This window comes from Pseudoalteromonas sp. NC201 (genome assembly GCF_002850255.1).
Classification (GTDB): domain Bacteria; phylum Pseudomonadota; class Gammaproteobacteria; order Enterobacterales; family Alteromonadaceae; genus Pseudoalteromonas.
Map to the genome: position 1 here is coordinate 1,793,596 of NZ_CP022522.1, position 26,334 is coordinate 1,819,929.

The window sequence follows — 26,334 nt, forward strand, 5'->3', positions numbered from 1 at the left end:
CATGGAAAATAGAACATTTAAAATAAAAGTAATGGATTTAACTGAATTAGAAATTGCAGCAAAGTGGGCTCTGCAAGAAGGGTGGAACCCTGGGCTTAGCGACGCACGGTGCTACTATCAGGCCGATCCGAATGGCTTTTTAATTGGCTATCTAGGCGATGAACCTATCGCTTCGATTTCGGTGGTTAAGTACGATGATTCATTTGGTTTTTTAGGCTTTTATATTGTTAAACCAGAATATCGAGGTCAGGGTTATGGGATGCAGATTTGGCAGGCTGGACTTCAATATTTAGCTGGTTGTAACGTCGCACTGGATGGAGTGGTGGCGCAGCAAGAGAATTACAAAAAATCGGGTTTTAAGCTCGCCTATCGTAATATTCGCTATGAAGGAGTGGGTGGCGGCGAAACGCCTGATTGCACAAACTTAGTGGCACTTGAAAGATTACCGATAGAAGAGGTCATTGCTTACGACAGTGTGTTTTTCCCAGCCAAAAGAGTAGCCTTTGTTGACGCTTGGATTAACCAGCCAAACTGCCACGCTTTAGGCATTAAACAGGATGACACACTTGTAGCCATAGGTGTGATCCGTCCTTGTCACGTCGGCTATAAAATAGGCCCTCTTTACGCTGATAACGTAGAACTTGCAGAAACACTCTTCTTAGCGCTTAGGTCCAAGGTATCAGCAACTGAGGCCATTTATTTGGATGTGCCAGAAGTAAATGCAGCTGCTGTTGCGCTTGCACAAAAGTACAAGATGTCACTTTCTTTTGAAACCGCAAGAATGTACACCGCTGAACGCCCAGATTTGCCATTAACGCGAGTGTTCGGGGTAACTTCGTTTGAAATAGGTTAGTTTGATTCAATCGAAGCGGTATTGCTGATAGGTTGAAGTCAATAGCTCAACAAACTCCCGTACCTTTGCGGGAGTATATTGCTTCGACAAGTACAGTGCGTGAATAGGATAACTTTCATCGTGTAGTTCAGGTAGTAGCTGTACACAACTGCCCATAGCTAATTCATCTTTAAATGCCCATAGCGGCCCGTAATGCACACCAAGGCCAGCGTTTACCCAATTTTTTAGCACTGCAACACTGTTGGCGATGAGTTTACCACTTACCGCAACGGCTTCACGGTGCAGGCCTTTACCGAGAATGAGCTGATTATCAAGTTTAGGTTTATTGTAAAAGATAAAGTCCAGTTTGCTTAAATCGCTAAAGCGTTGTGGTTGCCCCATGCGTTCAATATACGATTTAGAGGCCACCAAGACCCGTGGTACATGACCTAGTTGTCGGCAGATCAAGGAGGAGTCATCCAGTTTGCCAATCCTAATTGCAATATCGATTTGTTTAGCCTTGAGATCTTCGAAATGACTGCCGAGCAGTAACTCGATATTGAGATCTGGATAGGTGGTTATCATGGTTTGTACCACAGGAGCAATGAAGCGCTCGGCGAAGTCGTGTGGAGCTGCAACCCTCAATGTCCCAGAAGGCAGTGCTGAGGTGCCTGAAATCGACTCTTCTAATTCCCTTTTTTCATCAAGTAATTGTTTTACACCTTTATAGTACTCAAGCCCAACCTCAGTTGCAGCTGTTTGTTTAGTGGAGCGCTGTAAAAGTTTTACTCCTAATCGACTTTCTAAATTTGCGAGCTTTCGGCTTACCGAGGAGGGATCGGTACCTATCACTTCAGCCGCAGATTTGAGGCTGCCAGATTCAACGGTAAGAACAAATAAATCTTCTTCAGTAATCGATTTCATAGCGGATGTAAAAAATGCAATTAGTAAATGACTAAAATCACTATACCTGTATCCCTTTCACCTAGCTACACTAAAAGTCGATTGAATATTTCAAGTAGGAGAAATAGGTATGTCTAAGCAATTAACAGGTAAGGTTGCGTTTATCACTGGGTCAGCCAAAAATATGGGGAAGGATTTTGCTATTGCGCTGGCAAAGCAAGGCGCTAATCTTGTTATTCACTATCATAGTGCCCATTCTAAACTACAAGCATTTGAAACCCAGAAGGAAGTTGAAGCGCTGGGTGTTAGGACGACGCTAGTACACGGAGATGTCAGCAATAAAGCGCAAGTAATGAATATATTTGAGCATATTATTAGTGAGTTTGGCGGCGTAGATATCGTTATCAATAATGCCGGCACTATCAGCAAAAAACCGTTTGTTGAATATAGCGAGGAAGATTTTGACAGGCTATTTGGGATCAACTGTAAAGGGGCATTTTTTGTGATGCAAGAAGCCGCTAAACATATTCGTGATAATGGTCGGATCATTAATATGGGCACTTCGCTGCTGGCAGCATTTACTGGAAATTATGCACTCTATGCTGGCTCAAAAGCACCACTTGAGCATTTCACTCGTGCGCTGGCAAAGGAAATCGGACATCGAGGAGTGACCGTCAATACTATTGCACCAGGTCCAATTGACACTGACTTTTTCCGTGGCGAAGAAAACGAGCAAACCATTAATTATTTGCAGTCTGCAAGTGTAATGAACCGACTAGGGCAAGTAGACGATATTACCCCTGCGGTGCTTTATCTTGCGTCGGAGCAATCACGCTGGACGACTGGGCAAACTTTGTTTGTTAACGGAGGTTTTGTCACTCGTTAAGTATGCTATGAGGGCACAAGTTGGTTAGGCGGTTTGTGCCAACGTTTTGTTCGCCAACAAGATGGTAAAAGTGGTGCCATTTCCGGCTTTGGAATTGACTTTTAAGTCACCTTCTAAATGTTTTTTGACGAGATTATAGGTGACGGAAAGTCCAAGCCCGGCATGACCATGTTGGCGAGCTGTGGTGTAAAAGGGCTCGAAGATCCGGTTTAGGACCTCATTACTCATACCGATGCCTTCGTCTTTGACTCGAATAAATATTTTATTGTCAGTGATCTCTAAACGAACAGCGGCAAACGGCTGGGTGTCGCTATCATTACTAAAACCATGCACTCGGGCATTCTCTAGCAGCTGCAACAAGATTTGCTGTAGCGCCTTAACGTTGATTTTGACCAGTTGTTCCAGTTTTCCTGTTGCGCTAAATTCAACGCGCATCTTTAACTGGAAACGTGCCGTTTGTTCGCAATAATCGCGAATAACTGCTTCTAGGTCGACAAGTTGCTCGACGTCAGTTTCTTGCTCTGCGGAGATATTCTTGAACTCTTGTACTAGCTTTGCCGTTTTGCCGAGATTTCGCTCTGCGATAGACAACCCAGAATCCAATGCTGCCATAATTTCTAAAAACTCAGCGTGCGACAAACGCTGAGTTTTCATGCCGGTTTCCATCACATCCACTTGCTCTTGGCAGGACGACACCGCGGTAATTGAGACGCCAAGTGGGGTATTTACCTCGTGAGCCAATCCTGAAACTAAGCTACCTAGGCTCGATAATTTTTCCGCCTCTACCAGTTGCTGGTGGATCACATGGATGTGGCTAAGGAGCTGGTTGATGGCAAGGCTAACATCAGTCAATTCATTGTGATTATCAATGTCGATACGTTTTTCGAGACTCGAGCTCTCAATAATGTGGTTGATTTGCGAGCGAATATGATTGATTGGATGTTGAATAGAGCGATATAAAGCGAAGCCAACGGCGATTAAGCTCACCAATACAATCACAGAAAAAATAATGAGCAACAACTTTAGTTGGCTAAATTGTTGCTCGGTTTGCTCCACAATACTGAGTGCGACGTCATTTTGTACCTCGGTGAGAGCTTGTAGTGACGAAGTTAACGGATCGAACTTTTCATAGAGTGCAGTAACAAACTGATTTTGTGGAATCGCTAAAAATGTCCCTTGATTTATCGCGCTTTGGAGCGTGGCAATATGCGTAAATACGGCCTGCAGTTGGAACTCAATGAGTTCAACTTTGACTTGCTCCGCCGTCACCAAATATGTGTTTAGATAGCTTTGCCAGGCGTCGTTCATGACCCGAGTAGCATCTGCTATTTGCACCAGCACCTCGTCTTTGGAGACCAGCCCTGCACGATACTTATGAAGTATGTCGACAATCTGAATCGCACCATGATCTGATACTTTTTTTATTTGAATAAGCGGCACAACACGATCGGCGTATAGAGATTCTACTTCTGACTCAAGGTGAGCGTAACGGTTAAAAGCATATCCAAGCAGTAAGGCAAGCGCAATGATGGGAAACACAATTAGCAGCCATAATTTATGGCGAATATTAATTAGCTCTAGCACTACAGATAACTCATTTTTTATATATCAACTTGAAGTATAAGTGCTGTTGATAATGTCGCCATTTTTCGTGGTGAAAATTAAAAAAGCACAATATGCGACTTGTGTCGCACTTTTTTGTTTGTTAATGTGTGACATGTGTCGCAGTTGTGAGAAAAACAATGAAACCAAACTCAACCGAACTAATCGTTTTAAAGATCCTTTGGCGTGAACAGCCAAGAACGGGTAAAGAAATTCACACAGAAATAGGATCAAAGCTCAGCTGGAGCTATTCATCAACTCGAAAAACCCTAGAGAGAATGTGTGAAAAGGGTTATCTCGCCGAGCAAATGCAAGGCAATAAAAAAATATACTCAGCTGTCCTTGCTAAGGTACCGACTCTCGCACTTTATGCCCAAGAGTTTGCAAAGCAAATTATGGAGTTGGATGAGCCTCTGCCAATCGCTATGTTTTCAGATAGTAAGTTAATTGCAGCGGATGAATTAGATGAATTAGAAGCCATGTTAGATGAGTTAGCTAAGACGCAAGGTGATAAAGAGTAAGGTATGGAACTAATATTACTTTCGGTCTTGCTGTGGGTGGCGCTTAGTGGCTTAACGTACGCGCTTGGAGTGAAATTTTCCGCTCGGTATGTACAGAATAAAGGACTTTGGTGGGGCGTGCTGGCAGTGACTTTTGTGCCTTGGATCCCACTTGAACACATGGAGCAACACAACGCCATTCCAGCCGTATTGTTTAATGCCAATTTACAACAATTTGCAGAGCCGCTGCTGGCAATGACGAAGCGCACTCAAGTTGCGTCTGACTGGCTAAACCTGACGCTTATGGCTGTATTTCTGGTCTATTGCGTTGGGCTAATCGCTCATCTTTTGGTACTTGGGCGACAGTATTGGCGAGTAAAACGCCTCTGTAGCACCGCCTCAAAAATAAAGCTCGGTGCACGGAGTTGCTATCAATTGCCAATTACTTGCTCTCCTTTTGTGTTCGGACTGTGGCAACCTAAAGTGTATTTGCCGGTGGAATTTGACACGCTACCAGAGGCAGAACAGCAAGCACTTATTCTGCATGAGTTAACCCACATAGATAAAGGCGATCACATTGCCGTCGTAATTTGGCGAATACTCGCGACGCTTGCTTGGTTTAACCCGTTCATTGCAAAAATGGAACTGGGCTTTATTCGAGCGATGGAATATTGCTGTGATGAGGTGACGATAGCGAAGCACAGTCTTGAACCTTTGGCTTATAGCAAAGCATTAATGAACTCTTTAAAACGGGCTGCTGCTCCGCCGAAAACGATGAATATGACAGCAAATTTTGCATCTAACTCTTTGACTTTAGATGATTATAAAAAGCGTTTTAGCGTTATTCTTAAATCTAAAAAGAAGCCAAGTAACCTTGTGTTGATAGGGTTTTTTGTGTTGCTTAGTTCAGGTTTAGCCTATGGCAATATTCAATGGACAATGGGAACGGCGATGGTCAGTAAAACATGGACATACCCAGTCGTCACACCTGAAATAACATCAAGGTTTGGGCATATATCGAACTTTCGTCACAATAAAGCACATCAAGGACTGGATTTAGCTGGCGGCGTTGGTGAACCTGCGATGGCGGTTGCCAGCGGTACGGTCACGATTGCCGATGATAAAACCTTGCCTGAGAATTACGGTAAAGTGGTGTTGATCCATCATGACAATGGTTATCAAAGTCTTTACGCACATCTTGATAGCATTGATGTTGAGGTGGGTGAGCAAGTATCGCAAGGAGAAGTGATCGGTACCATAGGTGAAACCGGTCGAGTCACTGGTCCACATCTACATCTAGAAGCTCTACATAACAACACGCGCATTGATCCGCTGACCTTATTGGAAAATTAACATGATTAAAAAGCTTTCTATTGCCATTGTAATGATGGCAACTTTTGGCTGCTCGAAACAGCCCGAGCAGACTCATTCTGTCAATAAAGCGCAAGAGAATACGCTTGTGTCGGTACAAGCAGAACAAGGTCAAGTTGTTGTACTCAATAGATCCGCTGAAGACTCAGTCACGGCCCAAATCCAAATCACAGAGGAGCTAAAGCCAGTTCAAGATATTCGTTTACTTGAACTTAAATCGGGTGAGAGTTTAGCTAATCTTTTAAGTGAGTTTGCATTCAGTGACCGCGATAGTTGGCTGGTGGAACAAGCCGTGAGTACGTGGACATCACTGACTAAGCTCAAGGCTGGACAGTTAATAGAAGCAGAGCTTGTAGACGGACAAGTACAGCTGATCCGCTTTGAATATGCATTTGCACAGGTTATTGAGATTAAAAGAGCGGATGAACAGTGGCATGCATCGCTAAGTGAGCTTGAAACCGTCACGCAAACAAAGCGTTTATCGACAAGCATAGATTCTAGTTTTTTTGTGGACGCCAGCAAAATCGGGGTGCCCAATGATATTATCAATCAAAGTATTGTGGCCTTATCTCACCTTGTTGATTTTCAAAGAGAAGTATATGCCGGCGATCAAATTTATTTTGTATTTCAAGAACAGCAGCTTGTGGTTGCCGAAGAGTTACTCAAGCAAATCTCCAAACCTTTAGCATTACAACATGTTGCGCTACTTTCAGGAAAAGAAAAATACCGCTTATACCGGTTTACTGATAATGGCGGAACGACCGCTTTTTACCACTCAGATGGTACCCTCGCGCAAAGCTTTCTAATGAAAACTCCGCTTAACGGTGCTCGATTATCGTCAAACTTCGGTAAACGTCATCACCCAGTATTGGGCTATACCCGAATGCACAAAGGGATAGATTTTGGTGCGCCTGTTGGTACGCCTATTATGGCAGCAGGCTCGGGAAAAGTACTCAAAGCTGGGTGGGGCGGCAGCTTTGGTAATCGCGTAGTGTTAGATCACGGTAAAGGCTATCAAACACTTTATGCTCACTTAAATGGCTTTGCGAACGGTCTCAAGGCAGGGACGCGAGTAAAGCAAGGAGACGTGATTGGCTACCTTGGTAATACCGGCCTGTCGCAGGCGCGTCACTTACATTATGAAGTGCATAAAGACGGAAAAGCCATCAATCCACTCACCCTAAAACAACCAAAAAACACTAAGCTAAGTGACACGCAATTTGATGAATTTAGCGCGCAGGTTGCACAAATTACCACACTGCTCGATAGCGAAAACACAAAGCTAGCTCACCATGATGGACAGTCGGGCCGCATAGGTAATGCCGATGACTAGTCCTGAAAGAAATCGCATTAACAGCCTCGACTTTATTCGCGGGATAGCAATCCTATGTATTTTACTTATCAACATCGAAAGCTTTGCCTATCCCAATCCATGGGGCAGTTACCAATATGGCTTTATGACGGATATAGACAGTGAGGTAAGGTACTGGGTTTATGTATTTGCTCAGGGCAAGTTTTACGGACTGCTGGCGATGTTATTTGGCGCTGGCCTTACGATTATTCTTCAAAAACAGCCATTTGAATTTGCTATTAAATTAAGTGCGGCAAGGCTAGTGGCTTTATTTATACTCGGTCTTGTTCATGCTTATTATATTTGGAGTGGCGACATTCTCTATCACTATGCTGTGATAGGAATGATTGCCACCACCATCATATTACTTGGCACCCGGACCATCAAAGCCAGCATAGTAATTTGTTTGGCGTTTATGTTAGTTGCAGGTTTTGGCAGAGCAGAGCGCACCATCGCCCAATACGATGGTTACCAAGCAGCACTCAATGTGGACGAAGCGTCTCGCACACGAGACCAGCAAAAGGCGATTAATCGGTGGCAGAATAAAACCGAACCACGGACACCCACTCATCGTACTTTGGAAGAAACGCCAAGCTTAACTGAGTATTGGCAGGAAAACTTTGACAGTCCGCAAGTCCACAAAGGTAAGCTGTTTTATTCAAGTATTTTTTGGTCCACGCTAATGATGATGCTGATAGGCTCGCAGCTGTTTCAATGGGGATTGTTCTCAAAGACTAAACTTAGCCCATTTGCGGTAGTGGCACTGCTTTGCTTGATTGCGGTGTCATGTTATGCCACTCAAGCTCGCTATTTTCATTGGCTACAAAGTTCACATATCCCAGTGTTATCTTACGCTAAACAAATGATCATTGTACTTAACCGGGAGCTGCAAGCGATTGTTTACTTGGTTTTGTTATCTTTACTATATAACCGTTGGTTGCATCGGTTCAAACCCCTTGAGGCGATAAATCAAGTGGGTCGATTTGCGCTGAGTAATTACATTGGACAGTCACTGTTATTGGTGGTGATATTTTATGGCTTTGGATTACATAATACGCTAAGTCGCAGTGAGCTCTTGTTCTTATGGCTTGTGATTATGGCAGTGCAGCTGCTGTTAAATGTGATTTACGGGCGATTCTTTAAGGTGGGACCCGTTGAACGTGTATGGCGCAAACTAACGATTACGTTACATGCATAATCGACTCGAATTTTTTACAAAGTCGAACTTCATACCTAAGCTAATTTTGACCTAATATTGAAGTCGATACGTTAGCTTGAGGTAAAGTATGGAAATAGAAATAACACAAGGATGGGACATTGAGTATGCACAAGCGGCTGCTGAGCTTTATGTTGACGCGTTTGGTAGCAAATTCAAAGCTGCAGTGCCGGATCGCAATAAGCTGATCACTATTATCGCGAAGAGCTTCATCTCAGAATACTCTTTTGCTGCCTTTGCAGACGGCAAGTTAGTGGGGGTTGCGGGCTTTCAATATGGCAAAGGCGGTTTTACATCGAATATGGGCTTTACTGGACTCATTGATGAATTAGGCTTGCTAGGCGGGGTTAAAGCCGCAGCGGTGTTTACCCTATTTGAGCGAAAGCCTGCGCCCAATGAAGTAGTGATGGACGGCATCGCTGTTGCAAAATCGGTCAGAGGACAAGGTGTTGGCACTGCGCTTCTAGTGGCACTGCAGCGCTACACCAAACAAAGCGGGTTTCACGCTTTACGACTTGATGTAATTGATTCTAACCCCCAAGCAAAAAAGCTTTATATGAGAATGGGCTTTGTTACCTCCCATCACGAAGATTTTTCTTATCTCAATTGGTTAATCGGTTTTAGCGGGGCAACAACGATGTTGTGGCGTCCATAAGACAGGTTTCCTTTGTTGCTAAAAATAAACGTGAAAGATAAGCAGGCCTTAACCATTTGCTTTTGCTGTGAAGTAACAAGTAAAATGCCGAACTTTACGCATAACCAGACACTGACATGACAGCAATAAACCCTGTATCGACCCTCCTTAATCATCTGCAAACCCAAGCAGTACCAAACGAGCTTAGGCGTCTATTTCATGGACGTGGTCGTTGCTATGAAGGGCTTGAACAAATCACAGTAGATTGGTTACAAGGTCAGCTCTTAGTCTCTTTATTCAAGGAGCACGACGTTGACCTTATTGCGTCGTTAAAGCAGGCACTATTATCACTTGTGGAGACCGAAGCGTTTAACGGAAAACTCTCTGCTATTTTGCTGCAACATCGTTATTTGCCTGACTCAGATCTCGAGGTTTTGTATGGTGAATTAACTGCTATGCCTATCGTTGAAGAAAATGGACTTAAATATGGCCTAAAGCTTGGCGTAAAGCAGAACATGGGACTGTTTTTAGATATGCGTTTGGGTCGTGAGTTTGTTAAAGCTCAGTCTGCGGGGGCTCGGGTACTTAATCTGTTTTCTTATACTTGTGGGTTTTCTGTTGCGGCAATTGCGGGCGGAGCTGCCCATGTTGTGAATCTAGATATGGCAAAAGCGGCGCTCAAGCAAGGCCGAGTCAACCACCAACTCAATGAACACGACTTCAGCAAGGTGTCTTTTTTAGGCCATGATTTGTTTAAATCTTGGGGGAAAGTACGTAAATATGGGCCGTACGACCTAATCGTAATTGATCCGCCAAGCTTTCAAAAAGGCAGCTTTGCACTGACCAAAGACTATCAACGTATTTTAAGAAAGCTTCCTGAGTTACTTACGCCAAATGCCCAAGTGTTGGCGTGTGTGAATTCTCCCGATGTTTCAAGTCAATTCCTCATTGATGAAATGACCAGAGAGGCACCAGCGCTTACGTTTGTTGAACGTTTGCAAAACCCACCTGAATTTAAAGACATTGATGAGCAAAGCAGCCTCAAGTGTTTACGGTTTAAAGCAAGTTAATCTATTTTTTAGCACTTTGACTGGATGTAAAAGTGTGGACTAATACAGATAACCATTTAGCATTGAAAAGCGACCATTCAGCAACATTCAGAGTGCTTTTCGACGCCAAATGCGTACCATGAACGTATTCAGTCACTATTTGTATTGATTATGGTCAATCTCACATTGCAGCGAAATGAACAATTCGCAATTTTAGCCATCGTTGCCGCAATAAGTTTTGCTATCAGTCTTACCGATTGGGTGCAGCGGGGCATGTTGTTGTCAGCAAATATCGCGCTTTCTTCTATTTTGGCGGTTGTGTTCCTCTACTGGTTACCTATGGTGATAAGTTACGTACTCATCATCCGTTTCAAGATAGGCAATTGGCCGCTGCAATATATCGGCTTTTACGGACTGATGGTAATGGGCTGTTTATGTTGGGGTGTACTCAGAAGTGGAATGTTAAATACCCATGCATTTTCACTGTTTGAGGCGCTAACCATCGCACTGCCTTGGTCTAGCGGTATTTTTGTGGTGATTAAGTTCTACCTTTCCCAAAAGTTGTTAAAACAAGAAAAACAGCTTCGCCAACTAGCTGAAATTAAGTTATTACACAGTCAGTTAAACCCGCACTTTATGTTCAATAGCCTCAACACAATTGCAGCCTTTGTACCAAACCAACCAGAAGCAGCACGGTCTTTGGTTCATAATCTCGCTGCGGTATTAAGATATTCATTAACGCATTCTGTGACAAGCGGAAAAATACCGAGCAAAGTATCCGTTGCCGATGAGCTAATTGCACTAAATCAATGGTGCGAGATAGAGCAAGGCCGGTTTGGGGATGCGCTTATCATCGACTTTGATATCGACGATGCATTATTGAGCGAAGTAATACCGCCAATGATTTTACAGCCACTTTTGGAAAATGCAGTAAAACATGGCAACAGTAGGCCGCTTCACATTGATGTATTAATCAAAAAGTTAGCGAACCAGTTAGTGTTTAAAATCAGTGACAACGGGGTGGGCTTTAAGGAGCAGGACATATTGAGTTCGTCAGATGCGGGACTCGGTCTTTCGATCACGCGCTCACGGTTAAAGTTAGAAGAAAATGCTGAACTTAGGCTTGGTAACGACATGCACACAGGTGGTGCTGTTGTCAGCTTTTCACTAACACGAGGAGCAAAGGAATGTTGAACATTGCCATTGTGGAAGATGAGCAACCAGCCATTGATAAATTAACTGAACAACTTAGCCAGATCACCAAGCACAACTTGGTACTGACTTGTAACACGCCATTAGTATTTCTTGATACATATCGAGAACTTGCGATAGATATTGTCTTTGTCGATATTAACTTGCCAGAATGCAATGGTGTTACTTTGGTCGAGAAACTTCAAGGAACGGGGTTTGCAGGTGCGATAATTTTTACCACGGCCTACAGTGAGTTTGCGGTTGAGGCCTTTACGCTCGGCGCGGTTGATTATTTGCTCAAACCGTATAGTACTGAACGCTTAGCGTTGGCGCTATCAAGAGTCAATCGTGTTATCGCGACAGGATTCGCCGCTACTTTAACGAGTAAGGTGGCGGGGAAAACCTCACTAATTGATGTCAGCAGTATCGAACTTATCAAGCTAGAATACGGTCAAGCCATTGCGTTTAGTAATGGACAGCAATATCCCATTGATGGCTCCCTTGAGGAGATCCAACAGCAATTGCCAACACATTTCTTAAGAGTTCACCGTAATGCCATTGTAAACCAAAGCGCGATAACGGCGTTTGAACGCTGGGTTACAGGGGGTTACCTTGTCAAGTTGCGAGATAGCAATTTACAAGTTGTGACCAGCCGGGGCGGTGCAAAACTACTCAAACAACAACTGAGCAACATAGGGCTCAGCTAACTCAAAAAAGGTAATAAAATGATGAAAACTATAATGCCATTTTCTTTGGTAGGGCTTCTTGCGGCCTGCTCAAACACGACTATACCAGATGTTAAACGTCAGTTTATCGATGATGGTCAGACTCATCCATTGGTTGTGGTGTTAGGTGGCAGCGAAGGGGGGAATACACTCGCTAATCCTCAGTGGAAACCATTTTTAGATGGATTTAATGATATTGGTGTCTCAGTAGCTGCACTTGGTTATTATGGCACTGAAAATACATCGAGCAGTGCAGCTGAATTATCTTTGGATGATATAGCCAAACGGATAAAAGCATTGAGTGCAGACCCAAAGATAAATCCAAATTGCGTAGCGGTGTATGGTTTTTCTAAAGGAGCGGAGCTTGCGTTATTACTCGGTGCGCACTTTGATGAGATAAACCATGTAGTGTCCGTTATGCCTAGTCACGTAAGCTGGAATGCTGTTAAGACTTTGTCTTCTCGCTCGAGTTGGACGCTTAGCGGCAATGCTCTGGATTACATTGATGCACCCCTGTTGTCATGGAAAATGCAAAAGGGGAACGTAACGGGAGAGTTTACACCTGCCTTTGAGGCTGCATTGGCAGAGGCAACGCCTGAAGCAATTGCAGCCGCTCGCATCCCGGTTGAAAACACCAATGGGCCAGTGCTACTGGTCTCTGCCAAACACGATGAAATTTGGCCATCGTACAAAATGGCCGGATATATTGAAGCTGGTTTACGCGAAGCTAGTTTTTCTCATCCATTTAAACATATCGCACTTAACTCGGGTCACTATAGCTTTAACAAAAAAGTGCAAACCGAGGTAAATCAATTTTTAAGCGAAACCTTGGTAGCACGTTGCGCGAATAAGTAGCAATGAATTCACCTTGCTTTTATATTCTTGGTCGTTGAAAAATTTACCGAGCTGTAGGTAACGTTGTGTCTGCAGCTTTTAGTCGCTTTGTGTATTTTGCCGGTGTGATCTGAAAGATAGTTTTAAATTCGCGAATAAGATGAGATTGATCAGCGTAGCCGCAATCTAGCGCGAGTTGAGCGATGTTAATGTCAGGTGTTTCTCTCAGTTTTTGTTTAGCCAATCGAACTCTATAAATGCGAGCTAAATGTTTAGGGGTAATCCCACAATGTATTTTAACTTGTCTCTCTAATTGCCGTTTTCCGATCGGAGTTTGAGCATATGCTTGCTCTAAAGGAGTCATTGAAACAATATGCTCAAGGAGTGTTTGGGTATGTAGGATAGAATTGTGTCGAGGAATTGGCATATTCAATATTGGTTCTAGGAGTTGAAGTAATGCTGTCAGGTTGGCACTACTTTTTTGTAGCGTGTTCAACAAGGGCAATATATTTTTGGGATTTGCTATAGGATGTTGCAGCGTTTTCAGAAATGCCAGTCCCGCGGGTTTAAAGCGGATCCCGAAAAAACATGCCTGTTCAGAATAGCTGACTTTGCTAGACTGAATGGCAATTGGTTGTAGATAAAAGGAGGCTGTGAGCTGATTGTCGTTGAAACTAACGAGCCCACAAAGAGGGAAGATAAATCCAGTTGCCCCGTCGCTTGGAAGCCAAGTTTCTCCGCGCTTGTGTGATTGTGCAAACCAGATAGCTTGCACATAGTTAGCGATTTCACCTGTTGGGTTTATTAATTCAAGCGTTAGATCTGTGCTCATTGAACTCTACATTCGGCTTAAACATTTTCACGATCCGATTCCAGCTGTTGATGGCATTAATAGCGATAGTTAACGTAGTCAATTCTTTATCATCAAATTCTACATTGAGTGTTTGATAAAAAGCGTCGTCAATCATTTGTGCGTTTGTCAGCTTTTCACAAAGCGCTAATGCCAGTTTTTCTTTATTGGTGTATAACGGCATGTCTTGCCATGCACTTAATCCAATAATTCGATTAGTGGTTTCACCATACTCTAGTGCCTGTTTAGTGTGCATTGCAATACAAAAAGCGCATTGATTGATTTGTGATGCTCTAAGTTTAACGAGCTCCCAGATTGTGACTCCAAAAGTTGTATGTACCTGCTGTTTTAATAATTCCTCTTGTCCCAATAAGTGCTGAATAAGCTCAGGTGCCTGATTGAAGTAGTCTGCTCTTTTCATTTCTGAATCCTCATGTTTAGTGATACGTATAGTGTAATGAGGTGTAAGCGGTAAAAATTGAAAAAAAACGTCTTTGTAATAAAATTTTAAGGAAGGAACACACAACTCTAATTTAAAGGATGGTTGTCAAATAATGTGCGATGTAAACCTTGCTCTAGCGCTTTATCATTTATCCACACTCAAAAAAATCTGGCTTCAGGCCAACGGCACTTTTACAAATAAACAGCAGCAGGTAGAGCCAGTTAGTTTCGAATTATATAAAGCGACTTTTGACATACTGGGCTTAAGTTTATCTCAAGCACATCAGTTACAGTTTCAATATGCTCATGATTACGATAGCTTTATTGATGCAATTGTAACAATTGCTCAGCCAAGTAGTGAAAAAATAGCACTGCTAAAACATGTCACCTGTCATATGCCTTGCCCCGGCAGTTATCAAGAAAAAATAGCAGCTGTTCAAAATATGCCGGATGTACTCACTGAGGACGACCTGAAATGCTGGCAGGACAACGGCTATGTCATCGTTAAGAATGCAGTGAGTGCTGAAGGCTGTGCTAATGCGAGAAACGCCATCCAAGACTATTTGGAGATTGAATTAGCAGAACCAAAGACTTGGTATAAGGTTAACCAAGAAAAAATGAGTCGCAGTATGGTGCATTTGGTACAACATAAAGCACTGGAAGACAATCGGAATTCAATAAGAATTCATAAGGCCTTTAGCCAGTTATGGCAAAGCGAACAACTGATAGTTTCAGCCGATCAGTGTGGGTTCAACCCGCCTGAAACTGCACAATCTAGCTTTCAAGGTCCTGATCTACATTGGGATTTAGATTTCTCTAAGCAACTCACGTTTGGCACGCAAGGAATTTTGTATCTATCAGACACTGAAGAAAAACAAGGTGCAACAACGGTTGTACCAGGATTTCATACAAAGCTAGAGTCATGGCTTGCAACGGCTCCATGGGATCCATGTGTTCCAAACACAGAATACTTACATCAACTGGGTTCCAAAGCAATTGCAGCCAATGCAGGAGATATGGTGATTTGGCATCAATTTTTACCCCATGGTGGCAGCGCGAACACAGCAAACGCACCTCGTATAGTGCAATACATCAATATGCATCCATTTCCAGAAATGTAGAAGGTGAAAAAATCTCTATTTGGTTAAATTTTGTCTTAACTTGGCGGCGAGCAAACAGTAGTATGATTGTTAAGTTTGGGAGAATGTAGCAACTCACCACAAGGAAAAGCCGTCGATGCAATTAGCACAACTCAATATAGCCACCGCTAAATACCAAATGGATGCGCCAGAAATCCAATACTTTGTAGAAAGTTTAGACCGCATTAATTCACTCGCAGAGCAAAGCCCTGGCTTTATTTGGCGCTTAAAAGATGAAACCGGTAATGCAACAGAGATTAAGGCGTTTGATGATCCAAATATTATCGTGAATATGTCTGTATGGCAGTCGGAGCAAGCGCTCAAAGATTTTATGTTTAAAACCGCGCATAAGGAATTTTTGGCGCGTAAAAAAGAATGGTTTCACCGCGCTGAACAGGAAACCTACGTGTTATGGTGGGTTGAAGAGGGCCATATCCCGACGCTAGATGAGGCTAAAGAAAGGCTCGATTACCTGCGTCGTTTTGGAGATTCGGCTTATGCCTTTACGTTTAGAAATAGTTTCACCGAACTAGATCTAAGGGAGAGGGAAGCTTGTGAAGAAGATTAATCTTGTGCACCGATGAAATGATAATCAACCCTAAGGGGGGAGAGCCGCGTGGAGTGGTGAATAGCGATGATGTTGGTGGTACACTTATCGCAGATCATGATGTATGGATTTAACCAAAAATGCGCGCGGCACTAAGAAGCAAGATAATAGAAGTATGTGATAAAAAAATCGCACAAAAAGGAGATAACGTTGGCGTATCATTTTACGCTTTTTTTGCCAATAAAAACACGGACCCTGCATTACTTATGGAAGCGGCAACTTGGTGGATACAAACTCACGAACTAGACCACTTCGAAAAGGCGTTAAAGATAAAAGCAATGGTTGAAAGTGGAAAATAGGTCTTAAAGGATATTGTCATGGGCCATCAATCGAGATGACCCAACTGGCAGTTACAGCGTGTAAAACGAGACAAAAAATACTGCAACAGATGCAAGTGCAAACATAGTGTACTCGGTGATAGTTTGTTTGCGTTTCTCATCATCAGTTTTAGGGGCTGTCGCTATCATTAGCAGGCTAGTGACAAACATTGCTAATGAATATAAACATAAGATTGATAAAGTAGCATCTGTAAACATATAAGCCTCGACTTGGTTCTACTCATTTTAACTACGTGCATCATGGTCACAGAGATCAACCTCTATACACGTTTATTTAAGTTGTATTCGCTTCTAATTACAGTAAATTATACTGTGTTTTTAGGTGTTTCTGAAAGGAGTAAAAGATGCAAGTCGAATATTTTGTGGTTGACGCATTTACGCGTAAACGTTTTGGTGGTAACAACGCTGCAATCGTTGAGGTTGAAAACTGGCTTAGCGACGCCTTAATGCAGCAGATAGCCATCGAAAATAACCTTTCCGAAACCGCCTTTTTGAAGCCAGTTGATAACAATCATTATGAGATCCGGTGGTTTTCTCCAATTACTGAAATTGACTTTTGTGGTCATGCCACGCTTGGTGCTGCGTATGTACTTTTTAATCACAAGGGAAAGTCAGGTGAAATAAAATTTCAAACTCAAGAAGTCGGAACACTCACTGTTAAGCAAGTGGCTGATGGTCGCATTGTGATGGAATTTCCGAACTTAGCCCCTGAGTTAACTGAAGCCCCCGACGCACTGCTGGAAGGGCTGAACGTAACACCGACGCGGGTACTTAAAAATCGCCAAGCGTACTTTGTGATTGTTGAGACTGAGCAACAAGTACGCAGCTGTGAGTACGACAGCGATAAATTGAAAACCCTTGCGCCTTTTGATGTTGTGGTAACAGCAAAAGGCAATGACGTTGATTTTGTGTCGCGTTACTTTTGGCCTGCAAATGGGGGCGATGAAGATCCGGTTACCGGTTCAATTCATGCCGGGTTAGCGCCATATTGGGCAAAGGCGCTAAACAAACAGAAACTTCATGCACATCAGGCTTCAAAACGTGGCGGTGAGCTATTTTGTGAAGTGACGGATACGAATGTCATCGTATCTGGGTTTGGTGTACTTTACGCAAAAGGAATATTCGAAATTGAGGACGAATAAGATTCACTTCATACAGGCAAAAGAAAGTGACTTTGACTACCTAGTGGCGCTGCGTAAAGCGACCATGGTGCCGCACTTAGAAAATGCCGGACTGTTTTTGACTGACGCTGAACATAAAGCCAGAGTATTATACGAATACCCAAGCTCACATTTGATTTATATAAATGAAAAGTGTGTTGGCTTGGCTAAGTTTAAGCAACGTGAACATGACTATTACCTCTTTCAGCTGCAAATAGAGCCCCAGCAACAAGGAAAGGGGCTCGGTGCACAAGTCATTAAAAGCTTGATAGAAAACCACTCAACATTGCCTTGGGTATTGACGGTGCTTAAAGCGAATCCCGCGAAGCGTTTATACGAAAAGTTGGGATTTGTGCAGTTTGCTGACGATGAATATGAGTTTCATTTTAGGCGTGAACCTAATCCCCAAATTTAGTATTCTCTAGCCAATTTAAATTTAAAAGAGTTGTTATGGCAAAACAAATATGGGTAGATGCCGATGCCTGTCCCGTGGTGATAAAAGAAATGCTGTTTCGCGCTGCAGTGCGTACTTCTACCACGGTTACATTGGTTGCAAATCAATATCTAAAAACGCCTCCGTCTCCTTTTATTCAAAAGCTTCAGGTTCCAAAGGGATTTGATATTGCGGATAATGAAATCGTGAAGCGCGTTAATGAAGGTGATTTGGTTATTACCGGCGATATTCCACTCGCAGACGAAGTCATTGAGAAAAAGTGCACCGCACTTAATACGCGCGGTGAATTGCTGACAAAAGAAAACATAAAATCTCGCTTAAATATTCGTGACTTTATGGACACGATGCGTGCCAGCGGCGTACAAACTCAAGGGCCACCACCTTTGTCTCAAGCTGATAAGCAAAATTTCGCCAATCAATTGGATACTTGGATCACCAGAAACACAAAGGGGTAGGTATGGCTTACAAGGCGAGTTGTTTGTGTAAAGCGGTTCAAGTTGAGATCCGTGGACCAATCAGCGATATCATTCACTGTCATTGCTCCTTGTGTCGTAAGTCTACAGGCACAGCTTATGCGACCAATGGCTTTGTGCTGTGGAGTGATTTTGTGATTCTATGTGGCGAAGAGGCACTAAACATCTTCGAGTTTAAACCTGGAAGAAAGCGCCATTTTTGCAAACATTGTGCAAGTCCAATTTTTAGTTCGAACGAAAGCGATCCAAAGCGGGTGAGGTTAAGACTTGGCATTTTGGACTCGGATATCAAAGAGCGGCCAATATCACATAATTTTATCTCTTCAAAAGCCAATTGGGACGACTTAGACGCGCCGCTTCCTCGCTACGATGCATTTGAGCCTAGCCGCGATCTATCAACAACATCGGGAGGTAATTTGTGACGGGTATTAGTGATTTATCTCAATTATTAAAAGACATTTCCCCGACGCTTGATGAAACACCTTTTGTATTTTGTACAGTGCAAAAAAGCCTTGCTGAGTGCGTAATTTTCAATCCAATTGCGACCTTTATGGAGCGCGAGGGGTTAACGCTGGTAGTCACCAAGCAAATGGCAGATGAACATGGATTGGATTACAGCTGTGTGATGAATAAAATTACTTTGCAAGTGCATTCGAGCCTAGAAGCCGTAGGGTTAACTGCTGCATTTTCCAATGCGTTAAAAGGTGCTGATATTAGCGCGAATGTAATTGCGGGCTTCTATCATGATCATATTTTTGTGCCCGTAAATGATGCTAAGCGGGCGGTACTCGCGATACAAACGTTGGCAAAATGACATTGATAAATCTCGAAGGTTATTAGGTAGCATGAAAGTTTACTTTAAAAGAATGGCCTCCAAAGGTGTGTGTCCTCCGAGAAAACCGCTTAAGAAAATCCTTTGGTCATGGGTTGGCGCAATGGTGGGGATCTTGTTGATTACGGTGATTTCTAACCTCGCTTTACCATATGGTGTTGGCAGCGCATTGCTCATTGGCTCTTTTGGTGCAACTGCTGTTTTACTCTATGGCGCTCCTATGGCAGAGTTCTCTCAACCGAGGAACTTACTGGGCGGGCATTTCTTTTCAGCTTTACTCGGCGTCAGTATCTTTATTTTGCTTGGAGAAGAGAGTCTGTTTGCAGCACCGCTTGCGGTATCGCTCTCAATTGTTGTGATGCACTTTACTCGAACCTTGCATCCACCCGGTGGAGCGACCGCGCTAATCGCCATTATTGGTGGTGAGTCTGTTCATAACTTGGGATATATGTATGCATTTTATCCCGTGTTGATGGGGGCTCTGCTGATGTTATTGGTCGCGCTGTCTGTGAACAATATGTCGCGCAACCCCAAGCGGCATTACCCAGTTTATTGGTTCTAACTATTTTATATAAAAATTTAAAAGGACAGGCATGTCAAAAATTGAATTCGTCCCTTACCAATTAGTCCCAGCTAGCTTTAATCCATGGCGTGAAATATTTGTTGAAGTGGCAGAAGAAGTGATGATGGCATTAGCACACCCTGAACTTGAATTTCTACACTTTGGTTCAAGCTCTTTTAAGGTTGCCGGCAAAGGGATCATCGATATCTCTGTGTTATACAAACCCGGGCAATTAACGCAAGCAGTTGAACATCTTAAAAATGTAGGCTTTAAAGATCAGCACAGCGATAATCCATTTCCTGATACTCGTCCTAGAAAAGACATCGCGGTGATGTATCAAGGTGAGTTGTTTCAAGTGCATGCTCATGCTATTGAAAAAGGGAGTGAAGAACATATCAAGCAAGAAAAGTTTAAAGCTTATATGCTCAGTAATCCTGACGCGCGTGCGGAGTATGAAACTCAGAAGCAATTAGTAATAGCGCAAGGTATAGCCTCCCAAGATGAGTATGGAAAAGCTAAAGCGCCATTTGTAAAGCGCACTTTAAAGGACATCCACTTTAATTAACTAAAGTTTGAATAACTAATATTTTGCTTGAAGTTAGTGATAAAATTAACTGCTGGTATCCAATCCCAATCGCTCATGGTGATCGCATAAATTATTCATAGTGGAGCACGGTTTGATGTTGCTCCTAAAACTTGCTAACTAGGCAAGGGGGAAAAGTAAAGATTTGCGTTAAGACAGGAACCTCGCTCACTCTCCGAACAAGCATAAGGAGGTTAGCGTTTACTGTATTTAAGTATCAAAGAGTAGGTGATAACTGGTAGCATGTAACTAAAAGCATGCAACTAAGGACAGGCATGAACAGATGCAAATGTTTACAAATTTGCGACATGGTCTAAGCTTTAATTTCTTCGATTAGCATTGATACGTTCAAGGAGAGAACAATGGGCTTAGCTAGGAAGTATCAAATCAACTTGTCAAATACGCGTTACTATCATTGTGTGTCACGTTGCGTCCGCCGTGCTTTTTTGTGTGGTGAAGATATGTTGACAGGAAAGTCTTATGAGCATCGGAGGGGCTGGGTTGAAACGCGTTTGCTCTCTCTAGCCAAAATATTTTGCTTGGATGTTTGTGCTTACGCGGTAATGCCTAATCACACCCATGTGGTGTTGTATATCGATGATAAAAAAGCACAAAGGCTCAATGATAAAGCTATTTTACTACGCTGGAGCAAGCTTTATAAGGTATCTTCACACGCTCAGCAATTTTTACAAGGTGAATGCTTAAACGAAGGGCAAAAAAGTGAATTAAGCAAAGAAATCAATGAATATAGAAGTCGCTTAGCGAGTATTAGCTGGTTTATGAGAGGGCTCAATGAGCACATCGCTCGACGTGCTAATCAAGAGGATGAATGTACCGGACACTTTTGGGAAGGGAGATTTAAATCTCAGGCCTTGCTTGATGCTTCAGCCTTGTTAGCATGCATGGCTTACGTAGACTTAAACCCCATTCGTGCAAAATTGGCTAGTAACCTAGAAGATTCAGAACACACCAGTATAAAACTTAGGTGTGAGTTTGCAAAAAGATGCAAACAGCCGAATTATCTAGCGCGGTTTTTAGGAAATACCAAAAGACATGTACACAAAGGAATTCCTTTTGAATTACGGTCATACCTAGACTTAGTTGATTCAACAGGGAGGTGTATTCGTGCTGGTAAACCCGGGTTTATCGAACCGCGTCAAAAATCTATTTTGGAACAATTAGGTCTAGAAGCACGTAATTGGCTGAAACTTACTACCCAGCTTGAGCAAACTTTTCACGGTGCGATTGGTAGAGCAGATTCGATTGAGTCTTATTGTGAGCATCGCAATTTACGGCGACGAAGTAATATTTCGCAAAGCCAGCGACTTTTTATGTAATATGAACTTACGTAGACGGCCAATTTAATCCGGTTGTAAGTGTCTAACTGCTCGCTCAGGTTGAGGGAGCAGTTAGTCGTGCACGTTGTATGATACACTCAATCTTATTTGCACAAAGCCATCGGTCCTACTTTATTTGGCTTTTCAGACTTCCAATTAATTGTTTCTACAAATTGATTATTTTAACCAGCCTAATCGGTTCACCATCAACGTCAAACTCACCCGTGATCTCAAGTAATCCATTTTTTAATCCTTGTAACTTATCTATTTTAATTACTTGTGTTTGATAAGGTAAGAAAGTAACAGGCTGCTGCCAAAGTGACCCTTCATTTTTAAATGATTGATATGGGGTAAAATCGACGTGTAATGTGCCACTCGATGCACCTGAATAGGGACCGATTAGCGTAATGGTTATATTGTCACGAATAGTTACTTCCATTTTTACCCCATCAAAAGGTTTCTCCGGCGTTAGAAGAGATTTTTGTCTTGTTAATCCATTCCAATTAATTACCAAGGTCTGAGAGACTTGTTTTGGCAATAGAACACGGTGTTCACCTGAAGCTAGAATTTTTTTGTAGTTACCGTAAGTTAGCGCAACTGCATGCTTACTGGGGTTGTTGATGTAGAGATAGTGCATTCCGTCAGAAAAATAGTTCTGGATGTTGATACCACTTAGCGTAAAGAGTGCATCGTCGCCAAGTGTTGATTGCCAATTTTGCATCAAATGGTTGAGGGTTTTATTCTCAGTTTCAGTGACTGTCCTTGATTTCTGCTTGTTAAATATTTCGCGAAGTGGGGTCATACAATCACTTAGCTGAGCGCTATATTCCACACAGGTTTTAAAGGCTCTGCGCAGTAGCGATGCACCTTTAAAGTGCCAGGGATTAGTGGTTTGTTCATTCGTGATCAAGTAATCATGCGCGGCAAAGTAGGGCGCTATTCTATGATTATTATTTCGGCCAAGAAGACTTATTTTTTGCAAGCTAAGCGCTGAAATGTCGATTTGGCTCAATTGTAACCTAGCCAGTTGCTCATGGTGTAGTGTTTTCATTTTAATAACTAGCGCATCGTTCTGCTTTGAAAGCGTGAGCGCAAGTTGATGATATTGCATGATATCCATGCGTAATTGCGGCAGCAGTGCGATAGACTTTGCGGGAAATAATGCTTGATTGCTTGAGACCGTTAACTTTACACCTTCTTGAAGGGTAAATTGCAGCAAGTTATCTTTACTAAAGTCAACTTCTTCAACTTTAGTGCGTCCAAGACGCGCATCTAAGCTTTGACTTGTTAAGTCAGCGATTAACGCAAAGCCAATTTCTCCACGTTTAATTTGCTCTGGCTCGAAGTCGATTAGTGCTGCAACACTATTCTCATCAAGTGAGTTGATTAGAGGTGTTTTATCTGATGCGGGAAAATCCATCACGACATGTGTAGAAGAAAAGTTTGGATGAATGTCAAGACGATTAAGTGCTTTGCTTTCGGTATTTCTGAGCCAATATGCAGCACCGTTTTGCTCCCAAGGCCCATCGACAATATAAAAACTTGGCGTGGCAGAGCGCACAAACGCCGCAAACTGCTGTTCAAGCAGGGGCCAATTGGGGAAGGTCTGTTTTAAGAGTGCATTGGCAGTTGGCAAGGTGTCTTCAGAGTGAGGATTTGCGTCCATTAATTTGCCGATAAAGCGTTTAAAATATTGATATCGCTCAGGGTCGCTCAATAAAAAATGTACGATAAAAAAGTTGAGCCCGCGTTTGAGTGATGGATCATCATTGATTGCTTCAAAAGATGGCTGTCCACTTTGGTGATATTGCTGTAAACCTAAGTGCAGATAGTTCATTGGAGCGCGGTCGAAAACCATCACAGTTAGCTGCTTTTTATTTGGATCATATACGTGGCTTGCAATGGCATCTGCCATCCCCTCGGTGATCCAATTGGGTGCCCAAGTTGAGTGACCGTTCAGAGCCATATGAAACGCATGCATGGTTTCATGGATCACGATGTAGCGCTGGTGATGCTGGCGATGACTCGGAAAGTTGTACCCTGCGCGGTTATAAAACATGGTTTCGCCACCAGCCGTTTTATGTACGCCTCGCAAAAAACCGTCGTCCAGCATGGCTTCTTTTGTACGTTGGCGTGAACTGCCATAAACGACAGCAATTCTCTTTTTATCAATCGCTGCGGGCGCCATACCAAACAATTCAACATAGTGAGGGTAAGACATTTCTAGTAATTCTAAATAGAGTTTTACTTTGTCCTCAGGAAAGTCACTTTTTAGCGCAAAATGTTTACTCACCCACCAGTCATATCCCCGCGAATTAGCTATTTTTCCATCGCTATAAGTCAGCGGAATTTGTTTACCAACATGTTGGATATCAATGTGTTTCAGCGTGCTGACTCGACCATTAACGCTTATTTCAGAGCGCATATCAGCGGGGCTTGGAATAGCGGCAATATCGCTTCGCGTAGTTTTACATCCGCTGAGTAAGGCAAGTATTGCAATTAGAGGAGTAAACCCTAGCCGCGGCTTTTGCATAGAGGGTATTCGCCAATAAAAGGTATGGAATAGATAAAATAAAGACATGATACTTTTCTCTCGTTATTATTTGTGTATATTGTATGCAATATAAAATAACAAAGATAACAGGTATTGTCATTATGCAAAATCAGCAGCAGTGGTGTGAACCAGATCTCAATGAGGCAAATCGGTCAACGTCGCCGTCTGGGTTTGGTCGAACTTTTTACATTGCAAATATCATGGAAATATTTGAACGACTCGCTTGGTATGGATTTTTCGCCGTGTCATCAATTTATATGACAACACCAAAGTCGCAAGGCGGTATTGGCTTTACTGATATAGAGCGTGGCGCCGTACAGGGGATTATTCCCTTCTTTTTATATCTTTTGCCTGTTATAACTGGTGCGTTAGGAGATCGTGTCGGGTATAAAAAGATGTTCTTTTTTGCATTTTTGGTCATGACGCCAAGCTATTATTTATTGGGACAGGCACAGAGTTTTTGGCCGTTTTTTGCTGCGCTGAGCTTTGTTGCCCTAGGTGCCGCTTGCTTTAAACCTGTGGTCGTTGGCACCGTAAGCCACAGTACAAACGATGGTAATCGTGGTCTTGGATTTGGGATCTTTTATACCATGGTGAATATTGGTGGATTTTTAGGTCCATTGGTTGCGGGATATATGCGCGCCATTAGTTGGGATGCAGTATTTATGATGTCGGCGATTTGGATTGCCATAAACTTTATTCCCTTGATGTTATTTTACAAAGACCCCCAAACATTACCTAAAACCAAGCAATCTCTTACTCAAGTATTAAAAACTGCACAGTCGGTGCTGGGTAATACACGTTTAGCACTTACGCTGTTTGTCGCACTGGCGCTATTGATGTCAGCAGGCGTTGGGTTTTCTAACTACAGTCAAGCGTTTACTTGGATTGCAATATGGTTAGTAGCTAACTGGGTGTGGGACAGAGTGCTTATAAATCGAGCGCCGACTAAAGCATGGTGGCAACAACCGATGAAGGTGAGTAACCTGCCGTTTGCGTTATATTTGCTGATCCTTGCAGGCTTTTGGACTGTATATAATCAGCTTTTTTATACTTTACCTGTGTATATCCGTGATTATGCAGATACCCGAGATATATTGGCGTGGTTTGGCGATTCTGGCGTCGCGTTTTTAGCACATGTTGATATTGATAAGTTAACTGCTGCCATTTTTACGCTGTTCAACGAGCTTAAGGAAAGCGGCGCGGTATCCATTGAAACCATTAGGCTTGAATGGGTTCACCTCAAAGTGAATGTCCCGCATGAGCAAATACAGTTGATACTACAAACGCTAAATGCGCTTCACGATAATGGACAGGCACTTTCACAGCTCCAAGCGCAAGCCCTTGCTGAACAACTCGTACAATATCGTCAAATTAATCCTGAGTATCTCATTAATTTAGACTTTGCAGCGATTGTGGTCGCACAAATTTTGGTGAGCTTTCTCTGTCAGCGATTTAGACCATTTTATGTGTTAGTCACGGGCTTACTGGTGATGACGGTTGCGTTTATCGCATTACTTAGCGATAGCGGCTGGTTAAGTGGTCAGCTCATTGTCACTGTCATATTGCTTATCGCGCTTGGTGAAATGCTTGCCTCTCCTAAAAGCCAAGAATATGTCGCGAGTATCGCGCCTCAATCTCAAGCTGCGTTGTATATGGGGTACTACTTTGTTTCTATGGCGTTGGGCTTCTTATTTGCTGGATTTTTATCTGGTTGGAGCTATAAAGTGTTGGTGCAAGAAATGGCGGCACCAGAGTTAATGTGGGGGCTATTTGCCGCTATCGCATTTATAACCGCCATTGCATTATTCTGGTTTAACACAGTGATAATAGACAGAAAAACATAGCACTATTGAAATGGGAACAGTTATTGGTCGCGATCAGTTTGTTTGCAAGCCATATTCTTTCTA

At 42.8% G+C, this 26,334-nt stretch carries 29 protein-coding genes; 23 read left to right on the forward strand and 6 right to left on the reverse strand.

What is annotated here, in order from left to right; translation table 11 throughout:
- Position 1: 1 nt before the first annotated feature.
- Positions 2-853 (forward strand): GNAT family N-acetyltransferase, encoded by an 852-nt coding sequence (locus PNC201_RS07435; RefSeq protein ID WP_102056650.1) that lies wholly within the window; start codon positions 2-4, stop codon positions 851-853.
- A gap of 6 nt (positions 854-859) precedes the next feature.
- Here PNC201_RS07435 and PNC201_RS07440 read toward each other — a convergent pair whose 3' ends face one another.
- The gene (locus PNC201_RS07440; protein WP_102056651.1) at positions 860-1,756 is read right to left on the reverse strand and encodes a LysR family transcriptional regulator; all 897 of its coding nucleotides are present in this window, start codon (positions 1,754-1,756) and stop codon (positions 860-862) included.
- A gap of 109 nt (positions 1,757-1,865) precedes the next feature.
- On the opposite strand from PNC201_RS07440, the gene PNC201_RS07445 reads away from it, so the two are divergent.
- A complete protein-coding gene (locus PNC201_RS07445; protein ID WP_102056652.1) occupies positions 1,866-2,621 on the forward strand; it encodes an SDR family oxidoreductase in 756 nt (251 codons plus the stop codon).
- A 24-nt stretch (positions 2,622-2,645) separates the two neighbouring features.
- Here the strand turns inward: PNC201_RS07445 and PNC201_RS07450 are convergent, their stop codons facing one another.
- Positions 2,646-4,205: a sensor histidine kinase gene (locus PNC201_RS07450; protein ID WP_102056653.1), complete on the reverse strand. Its 1,560-nt coding sequence runs from the start codon at positions 4,203-4,205 to the stop codon at positions 2,646-2,648.
- Positions 4,206-4,363: 158 nt separating this feature from the next.
- Between PNC201_RS07450 and PNC201_RS07455 the strand changes: the two genes are divergently transcribed.
- The 9 genes from PNC201_RS07455 (at position 4,364) to PNC201_RS07495 (ending at position 13,115) form a co-directional block, all read left to right on the forward strand.
- Positions 4,364-4,744: a BlaI/MecI/CopY family transcriptional regulator gene (locus PNC201_RS07455; protein ID WP_010371797.1), complete on the forward strand. Its 381-nt coding sequence runs from the start codon at positions 4,364-4,366 to the stop codon at positions 4,742-4,744.
- A 3-nt stretch (positions 4,745-4,747) separates the two neighbouring features.
- Positions 4,748-6,076: a M23/M56 family metallopeptidase gene (locus PNC201_RS07460; protein WP_102056654.1), complete on the forward strand. Its 1,329-nt coding sequence runs from the start codon at positions 4,748-4,750 to the stop codon at positions 6,074-6,076.
- Between the two features lies 1 nt (position 6,077).
- Entirely contained in the window at positions 6,078-7,427 is a 1,350-nt protein-coding gene (locus tag PNC201_RS07465; RefSeq protein WP_102056655.1) for a M23 family metallopeptidase, read from the forward strand.
- Positions 7,420-8,643: a DUF418 domain-containing protein gene (locus tag PNC201_RS07470; RefSeq protein ID WP_102056656.1), complete on the forward strand. Its 1,224-nt coding sequence runs from the start codon at positions 7,420-7,422 to the stop codon at positions 8,641-8,643. Before PNC201_RS07465 ends, PNC201_RS07470 begins: the two co-directional genes overlap by 8 nt.
- Positions 8,644-8,731: 88 nt before the next feature.
- Positions 8,732-9,316: a GNAT family N-acetyltransferase gene (locus tag PNC201_RS07475; RefSeq protein WP_102056657.1), complete on the forward strand. Its 585-nt coding sequence runs from the start codon at positions 8,732-8,734 to the stop codon at positions 9,314-9,316.
- Between the two features lie 116 nt (positions 9,317-9,432).
- Positions 9,433-10,365, forward strand: a complete 933-nt coding sequence (locus tag PNC201_RS07480; protein WP_102056658.1) for a class I SAM-dependent methyltransferase — start codon at positions 9,433-9,435, stop codon at positions 10,363-10,365.
- Between the two features lie 150 nt (positions 10,366-10,515).
- Positions 10,516-11,538 carry a sensor histidine kinase gene (locus PNC201_RS07485; RefSeq protein ID WP_102056659.1) on the forward strand — a complete coding sequence of 341 codons (1,023 nt, stop codon included), beginning with the start codon at positions 10,516-10,518 and terminating at the stop codon, positions 11,536-11,538.
- Entirely contained in the window at positions 11,532-12,242 is a 711-nt protein-coding gene (locus PNC201_RS07490; RefSeq protein WP_010604559.1) for a LytR/AlgR family response regulator transcription factor, read from the forward strand. Before PNC201_RS07485 ends, PNC201_RS07490 begins: the two co-directional genes overlap by 7 nt.
- An 18-nt stretch (positions 12,243-12,260) precedes the next feature.
- Entirely contained in the window at positions 12,261-13,115 is an 855-nt protein-coding gene (locus PNC201_RS07495) for an acyl-CoA thioester hydrolase/BAAT C-terminal domain-containing protein (protein WP_102056660.1), read from the forward strand.
- 43 nt (positions 13,116-13,158) lie between these two features.
- Here PNC201_RS07495 and PNC201_RS07500 read toward each other — a convergent pair whose 3' ends face one another.
- Positions 13,159-13,926 (reverse strand): AraC family transcriptional regulator, encoded by a 768-nt coding sequence (locus tag PNC201_RS07500; RefSeq protein ID WP_102056661.1) that lies wholly within the window; start codon positions 13,924-13,926, stop codon positions 13,159-13,161.
- Positions 13,904-14,365, reverse strand: coding sequence for a carboxymuconolactone decarboxylase family protein (locus tag PNC201_RS07505; protein WP_102056662.1), 462 nt, complete (start codon positions 14,363-14,365; stop codon positions 13,904-13,906). Before PNC201_RS07505 ends, PNC201_RS07500 begins: the two co-directional genes overlap by 23 nt.
- 133 nt (positions 14,366-14,498) lie before the next feature.
- On the opposite strand from PNC201_RS07505, the gene PNC201_RS07510 reads away from it, so the two are divergent.
- The 3 genes from PNC201_RS07510 to PNC201_RS07520 all read left to right on the forward strand — a co-directional run bounded on the left by PNC201_RS07510 (position 14,499) and on the right by PNC201_RS07520 (position 16,430).
- Positions 14,499-15,506, forward strand: coding sequence for a phytanoyl-CoA dioxygenase family protein (locus tag PNC201_RS07510; RefSeq protein WP_102056663.1), 1,008 nt, complete (start codon positions 14,499-14,501; stop codon positions 15,504-15,506).
- Between the two features lie 115 nt (positions 15,507-15,621).
- Complete coding sequence (locus tag PNC201_RS07515; protein WP_102056664.1) at positions 15,622-16,092, forward strand: DUF3291 domain-containing protein; 471 nt, start codon at positions 15,622-15,624, stop codon at positions 16,090-16,092.
- Between the two features lie 119 nt (positions 16,093-16,211).
- Positions 16,212-16,430: a DUF6500 family protein gene (locus PNC201_RS07520; RefSeq protein WP_010371761.1), complete on the forward strand. Its 219-nt coding sequence runs from the start codon at positions 16,212-16,214 to the stop codon at positions 16,428-16,430.
- Between the two features lie 51 nt (positions 16,431-16,481).
- Here PNC201_RS07520 and PNC201_RS07525 read toward each other — a convergent pair whose 3' ends face one another.
- Positions 16,482-16,667, reverse strand: a complete 186-nt coding sequence (locus tag PNC201_RS07525; protein WP_010604566.1) for a hypothetical protein — start codon at positions 16,665-16,667, stop codon at positions 16,482-16,484.
- A gap of 146 nt (positions 16,668-16,813) precedes the next feature.
- Between PNC201_RS07525 and PNC201_RS07530 the strand changes: the two genes are divergently transcribed.
- The 8 genes from PNC201_RS07530 to PNC201_RS07565 all read left to right on the forward strand — a co-directional run bounded on the left by PNC201_RS07530 (position 16,814) and on the right by PNC201_RS07565 (position 21,870).
- Entirely contained in the window at positions 16,814-17,611 is a 798-nt protein-coding gene (locus PNC201_RS07530) for a PhzF family phenazine biosynthesis protein (protein WP_102056665.1), read from the forward strand.
- Positions 17,598-18,044, forward strand: a complete 447-nt coding sequence (locus tag PNC201_RS07535; protein WP_102056666.1) for a GNAT family N-acetyltransferase — start codon at positions 17,598-17,600, stop codon at positions 18,042-18,044. Before PNC201_RS07530 ends, PNC201_RS07535 begins: the two co-directional genes overlap by 14 nt.
- 35 nt (positions 18,045-18,079) lie before the next feature.
- Positions 18,080-18,538 (forward strand): YaiI/YqxD family protein, encoded by a 459-nt coding sequence (locus tag PNC201_RS07540; RefSeq protein ID WP_010371749.1) that lies wholly within the window; start codon positions 18,080-18,082, stop codon positions 18,536-18,538.
- Between the two features lie 2 nt (positions 18,539-18,540).
- Positions 18,541-18,978 (forward strand): GFA family protein, encoded by a 438-nt coding sequence (locus tag PNC201_RS07545; RefSeq protein WP_102056667.1) that lies wholly within the window; start codon positions 18,541-18,543, stop codon positions 18,976-18,978.
- The gene (locus tag PNC201_RS07550) at positions 18,975-19,370 is read left to right on the forward strand and encodes an ACT domain-containing protein (RefSeq protein WP_102056668.1); all 396 of its coding nucleotides are present in this window, start codon (positions 18,975-18,977) and stop codon (positions 19,368-19,370) included. The genes PNC201_RS07545 and PNC201_RS07550 overlap by 4 nt, the downstream gene beginning before the upstream one ends.
- A 31-nt stretch (positions 19,371-19,401) precedes the next feature.
- Complete coding sequence (locus PNC201_RS07555) at positions 19,402-19,950, forward strand: HPP family protein (RefSeq protein ID WP_039495654.1); 549 nt, start codon at positions 19,402-19,404, stop codon at positions 19,948-19,950.
- 31 nt (positions 19,951-19,981) lie between these two features.
- Positions 19,982-20,515, forward strand: a complete 534-nt coding sequence (locus PNC201_RS07560) for a GrpB family protein (protein ID WP_102056669.1) — start codon at positions 19,982-19,984, stop codon at positions 20,513-20,515.
- Between the two features lie 380 nt (positions 20,516-20,895).
- Complete coding sequence (locus tag PNC201_RS07565; protein ID WP_102056670.1) at positions 20,896-21,870, forward strand: transposase; 975 nt, start codon at positions 20,896-20,898, stop codon at positions 21,868-21,870.
- Positions 21,871-22,036: 166 nt separating this feature from the next.
- On the opposite strand, the gene PNC201_RS07570 is transcribed toward PNC201_RS07565, so the two are convergent.
- Complete coding sequence (locus tag PNC201_RS07570) at positions 22,037-24,451, reverse strand: hypothetical protein (protein WP_102056671.1); 2,415 nt, start codon at positions 24,449-24,451, stop codon at positions 22,037-22,039.
- Between the two features lie 74 nt (positions 24,452-24,525).
- Here PNC201_RS07570 and PNC201_RS07575 point away from each other — a divergent pair, with 74 nt between their 5' ends.
- The gene (locus PNC201_RS07575; RefSeq protein ID WP_102056672.1) at positions 24,526-26,271 is read left to right on the forward strand and encodes an MFS transporter; all 1,746 of its coding nucleotides are present in this window, start codon (positions 24,526-24,528) and stop codon (positions 26,269-26,271) included.
- Positions 26,272-26,334: the final 63 nt, after the last annotated feature.

Coding starts and splice junctions, on each gene's coding strand:
- PNC201_RS07435 (WP_102056650.1), top strand. CDS start 2: ATGGAAAATAGAACATTTAAAATAAAAGTAATGGATTTAACTGAATTA.
- PNC201_RS07440 (WP_102056651.1), bottom strand. CDS start 1,756: ATGAAATCGATTACTGAAGAAGATTTATTTGTTCTTACCGTTGAATCT.
- PNC201_RS07445 (WP_102056652.1), top strand. CDS start 1,866: ATGTCTAAGCAATTAACAGGTAAGGTTGCGTTTATCACTGGGTCAGCC.
- PNC201_RS07455 (WP_010371797.1), top strand. CDS start 4,364: ATGAAACCAAACTCAACCGAACTAATCGTTTTAAAGATCCTTTGGCGT.
- PNC201_RS07460 (WP_102056654.1), top strand. CDS start 4,748: ATGGAACTAATATTACTTTCGGTCTTGCTGTGGGTGGCGCTTAGTGGC.
- PNC201_RS07465 (WP_102056655.1), top strand. CDS start 6,078: ATGATTAAAAAGCTTTCTATTGCCATTGTAATGATGGCAACTTTTGGC.
- PNC201_RS07470 (WP_102056656.1), top strand. CDS start 7,420: ATGACTAGTCCTGAAAGAAATCGCATTAACAGCCTCGACTTTATTCGC.
- PNC201_RS07475 (WP_102056657.1), top strand. CDS start 8,732: ATGGAAATAGAAATAACACAAGGATGGGACATTGAGTATGCACAAGCG.
- PNC201_RS07480 (WP_102056658.1), top strand. CDS start 9,433: ATGACAGCAATAAACCCTGTATCGACCCTCCTTAATCATCTGCAAACC.
- PNC201_RS07485 (WP_102056659.1), top strand. CDS start 10,516: ATGGTCAATCTCACATTGCAGCGAAATGAACAATTCGCAATTTTAGCC.
- PNC201_RS07490 (WP_010604559.1), top strand. CDS start 11,532: ATGTTGAACATTGCCATTGTGGAAGATGAGCAACCAGCCATTGATAAA.
- PNC201_RS07495 (WP_102056660.1), top strand. CDS start 12,261: ATGATGAAAACTATAATGCCATTTTCTTTGGTAGGGCTTCTTGCGGCC.
- PNC201_RS07500 (WP_102056661.1), bottom strand. CDS start 13,926: ATGAGCACAGATCTAACGCTTGAATTAATAAACCCAACAGGTGAAATC.
- PNC201_RS07505 (WP_102056662.1), bottom strand. CDS start 14,365: ATGAAAAGAGCAGACTACTTCAATCAGGCACCTGAGCTTATTCAGCAC.
- PNC201_RS07510 (WP_102056663.1), top strand. CDS start 14,499: ATGTGCGATGTAAACCTTGCTCTAGCGCTTTATCATTTATCCACACTC.
- PNC201_RS07515 (WP_102056664.1), top strand. CDS start 15,622: ATGCAATTAGCACAACTCAATATAGCCACCGCTAAATACCAAATGGAT.
- PNC201_RS07520 (WP_010371761.1), top strand. CDS start 16,212: ATGCGCGCGGCACTAAGAAGCAAGATAATAGAAGTATGTGATAAAAAA.
- PNC201_RS07525 (WP_010604566.1), bottom strand. CDS start 16,667: ATGTTTACAGATGCTACTTTATCAATCTTATGTTTATATTCATTAGCA.
- PNC201_RS07530 (WP_102056665.1), top strand. CDS start 16,814: ATGCAAGTCGAATATTTTGTGGTTGACGCATTTACGCGTAAACGTTTT.
- PNC201_RS07540 (WP_010371749.1), top strand. CDS start 18,080: ATGGCAAAACAAATATGGGTAGATGCCGATGCCTGTCCCGTGGTGATA.
- PNC201_RS07545 (WP_102056667.1), top strand. CDS start 18,541: ATGGCTTACAAGGCGAGTTGTTTGTGTAAAGCGGTTCAAGTTGAGATC.
- PNC201_RS07555 (WP_039495654.1), top strand. CDS start 19,402: ATGAAAGTTTACTTTAAAAGAATGGCCTCCAAAGGTGTGTGTCCTCCG.
- PNC201_RS07560 (WP_102056669.1), top strand. CDS start 19,982: ATGTCAAAAATTGAATTCGTCCCTTACCAATTAGTCCCAGCTAGCTTT.
- PNC201_RS07565 (WP_102056670.1), top strand. CDS start 20,896: ATGGGCTTAGCTAGGAAGTATCAAATCAACTTGTCAAATACGCGTTAC.
- PNC201_RS07570 (WP_102056671.1), bottom strand. CDS start 24,451: ATGTCTTTATTTTATCTATTCCATACCTTTTATTGGCGAATACCCTCT.
- PNC201_RS07575 (WP_102056672.1), top strand. CDS start 24,526: ATGCAAAATCAGCAGCAGTGGTGTGAACCAGATCTCAATGAGGCAAAT.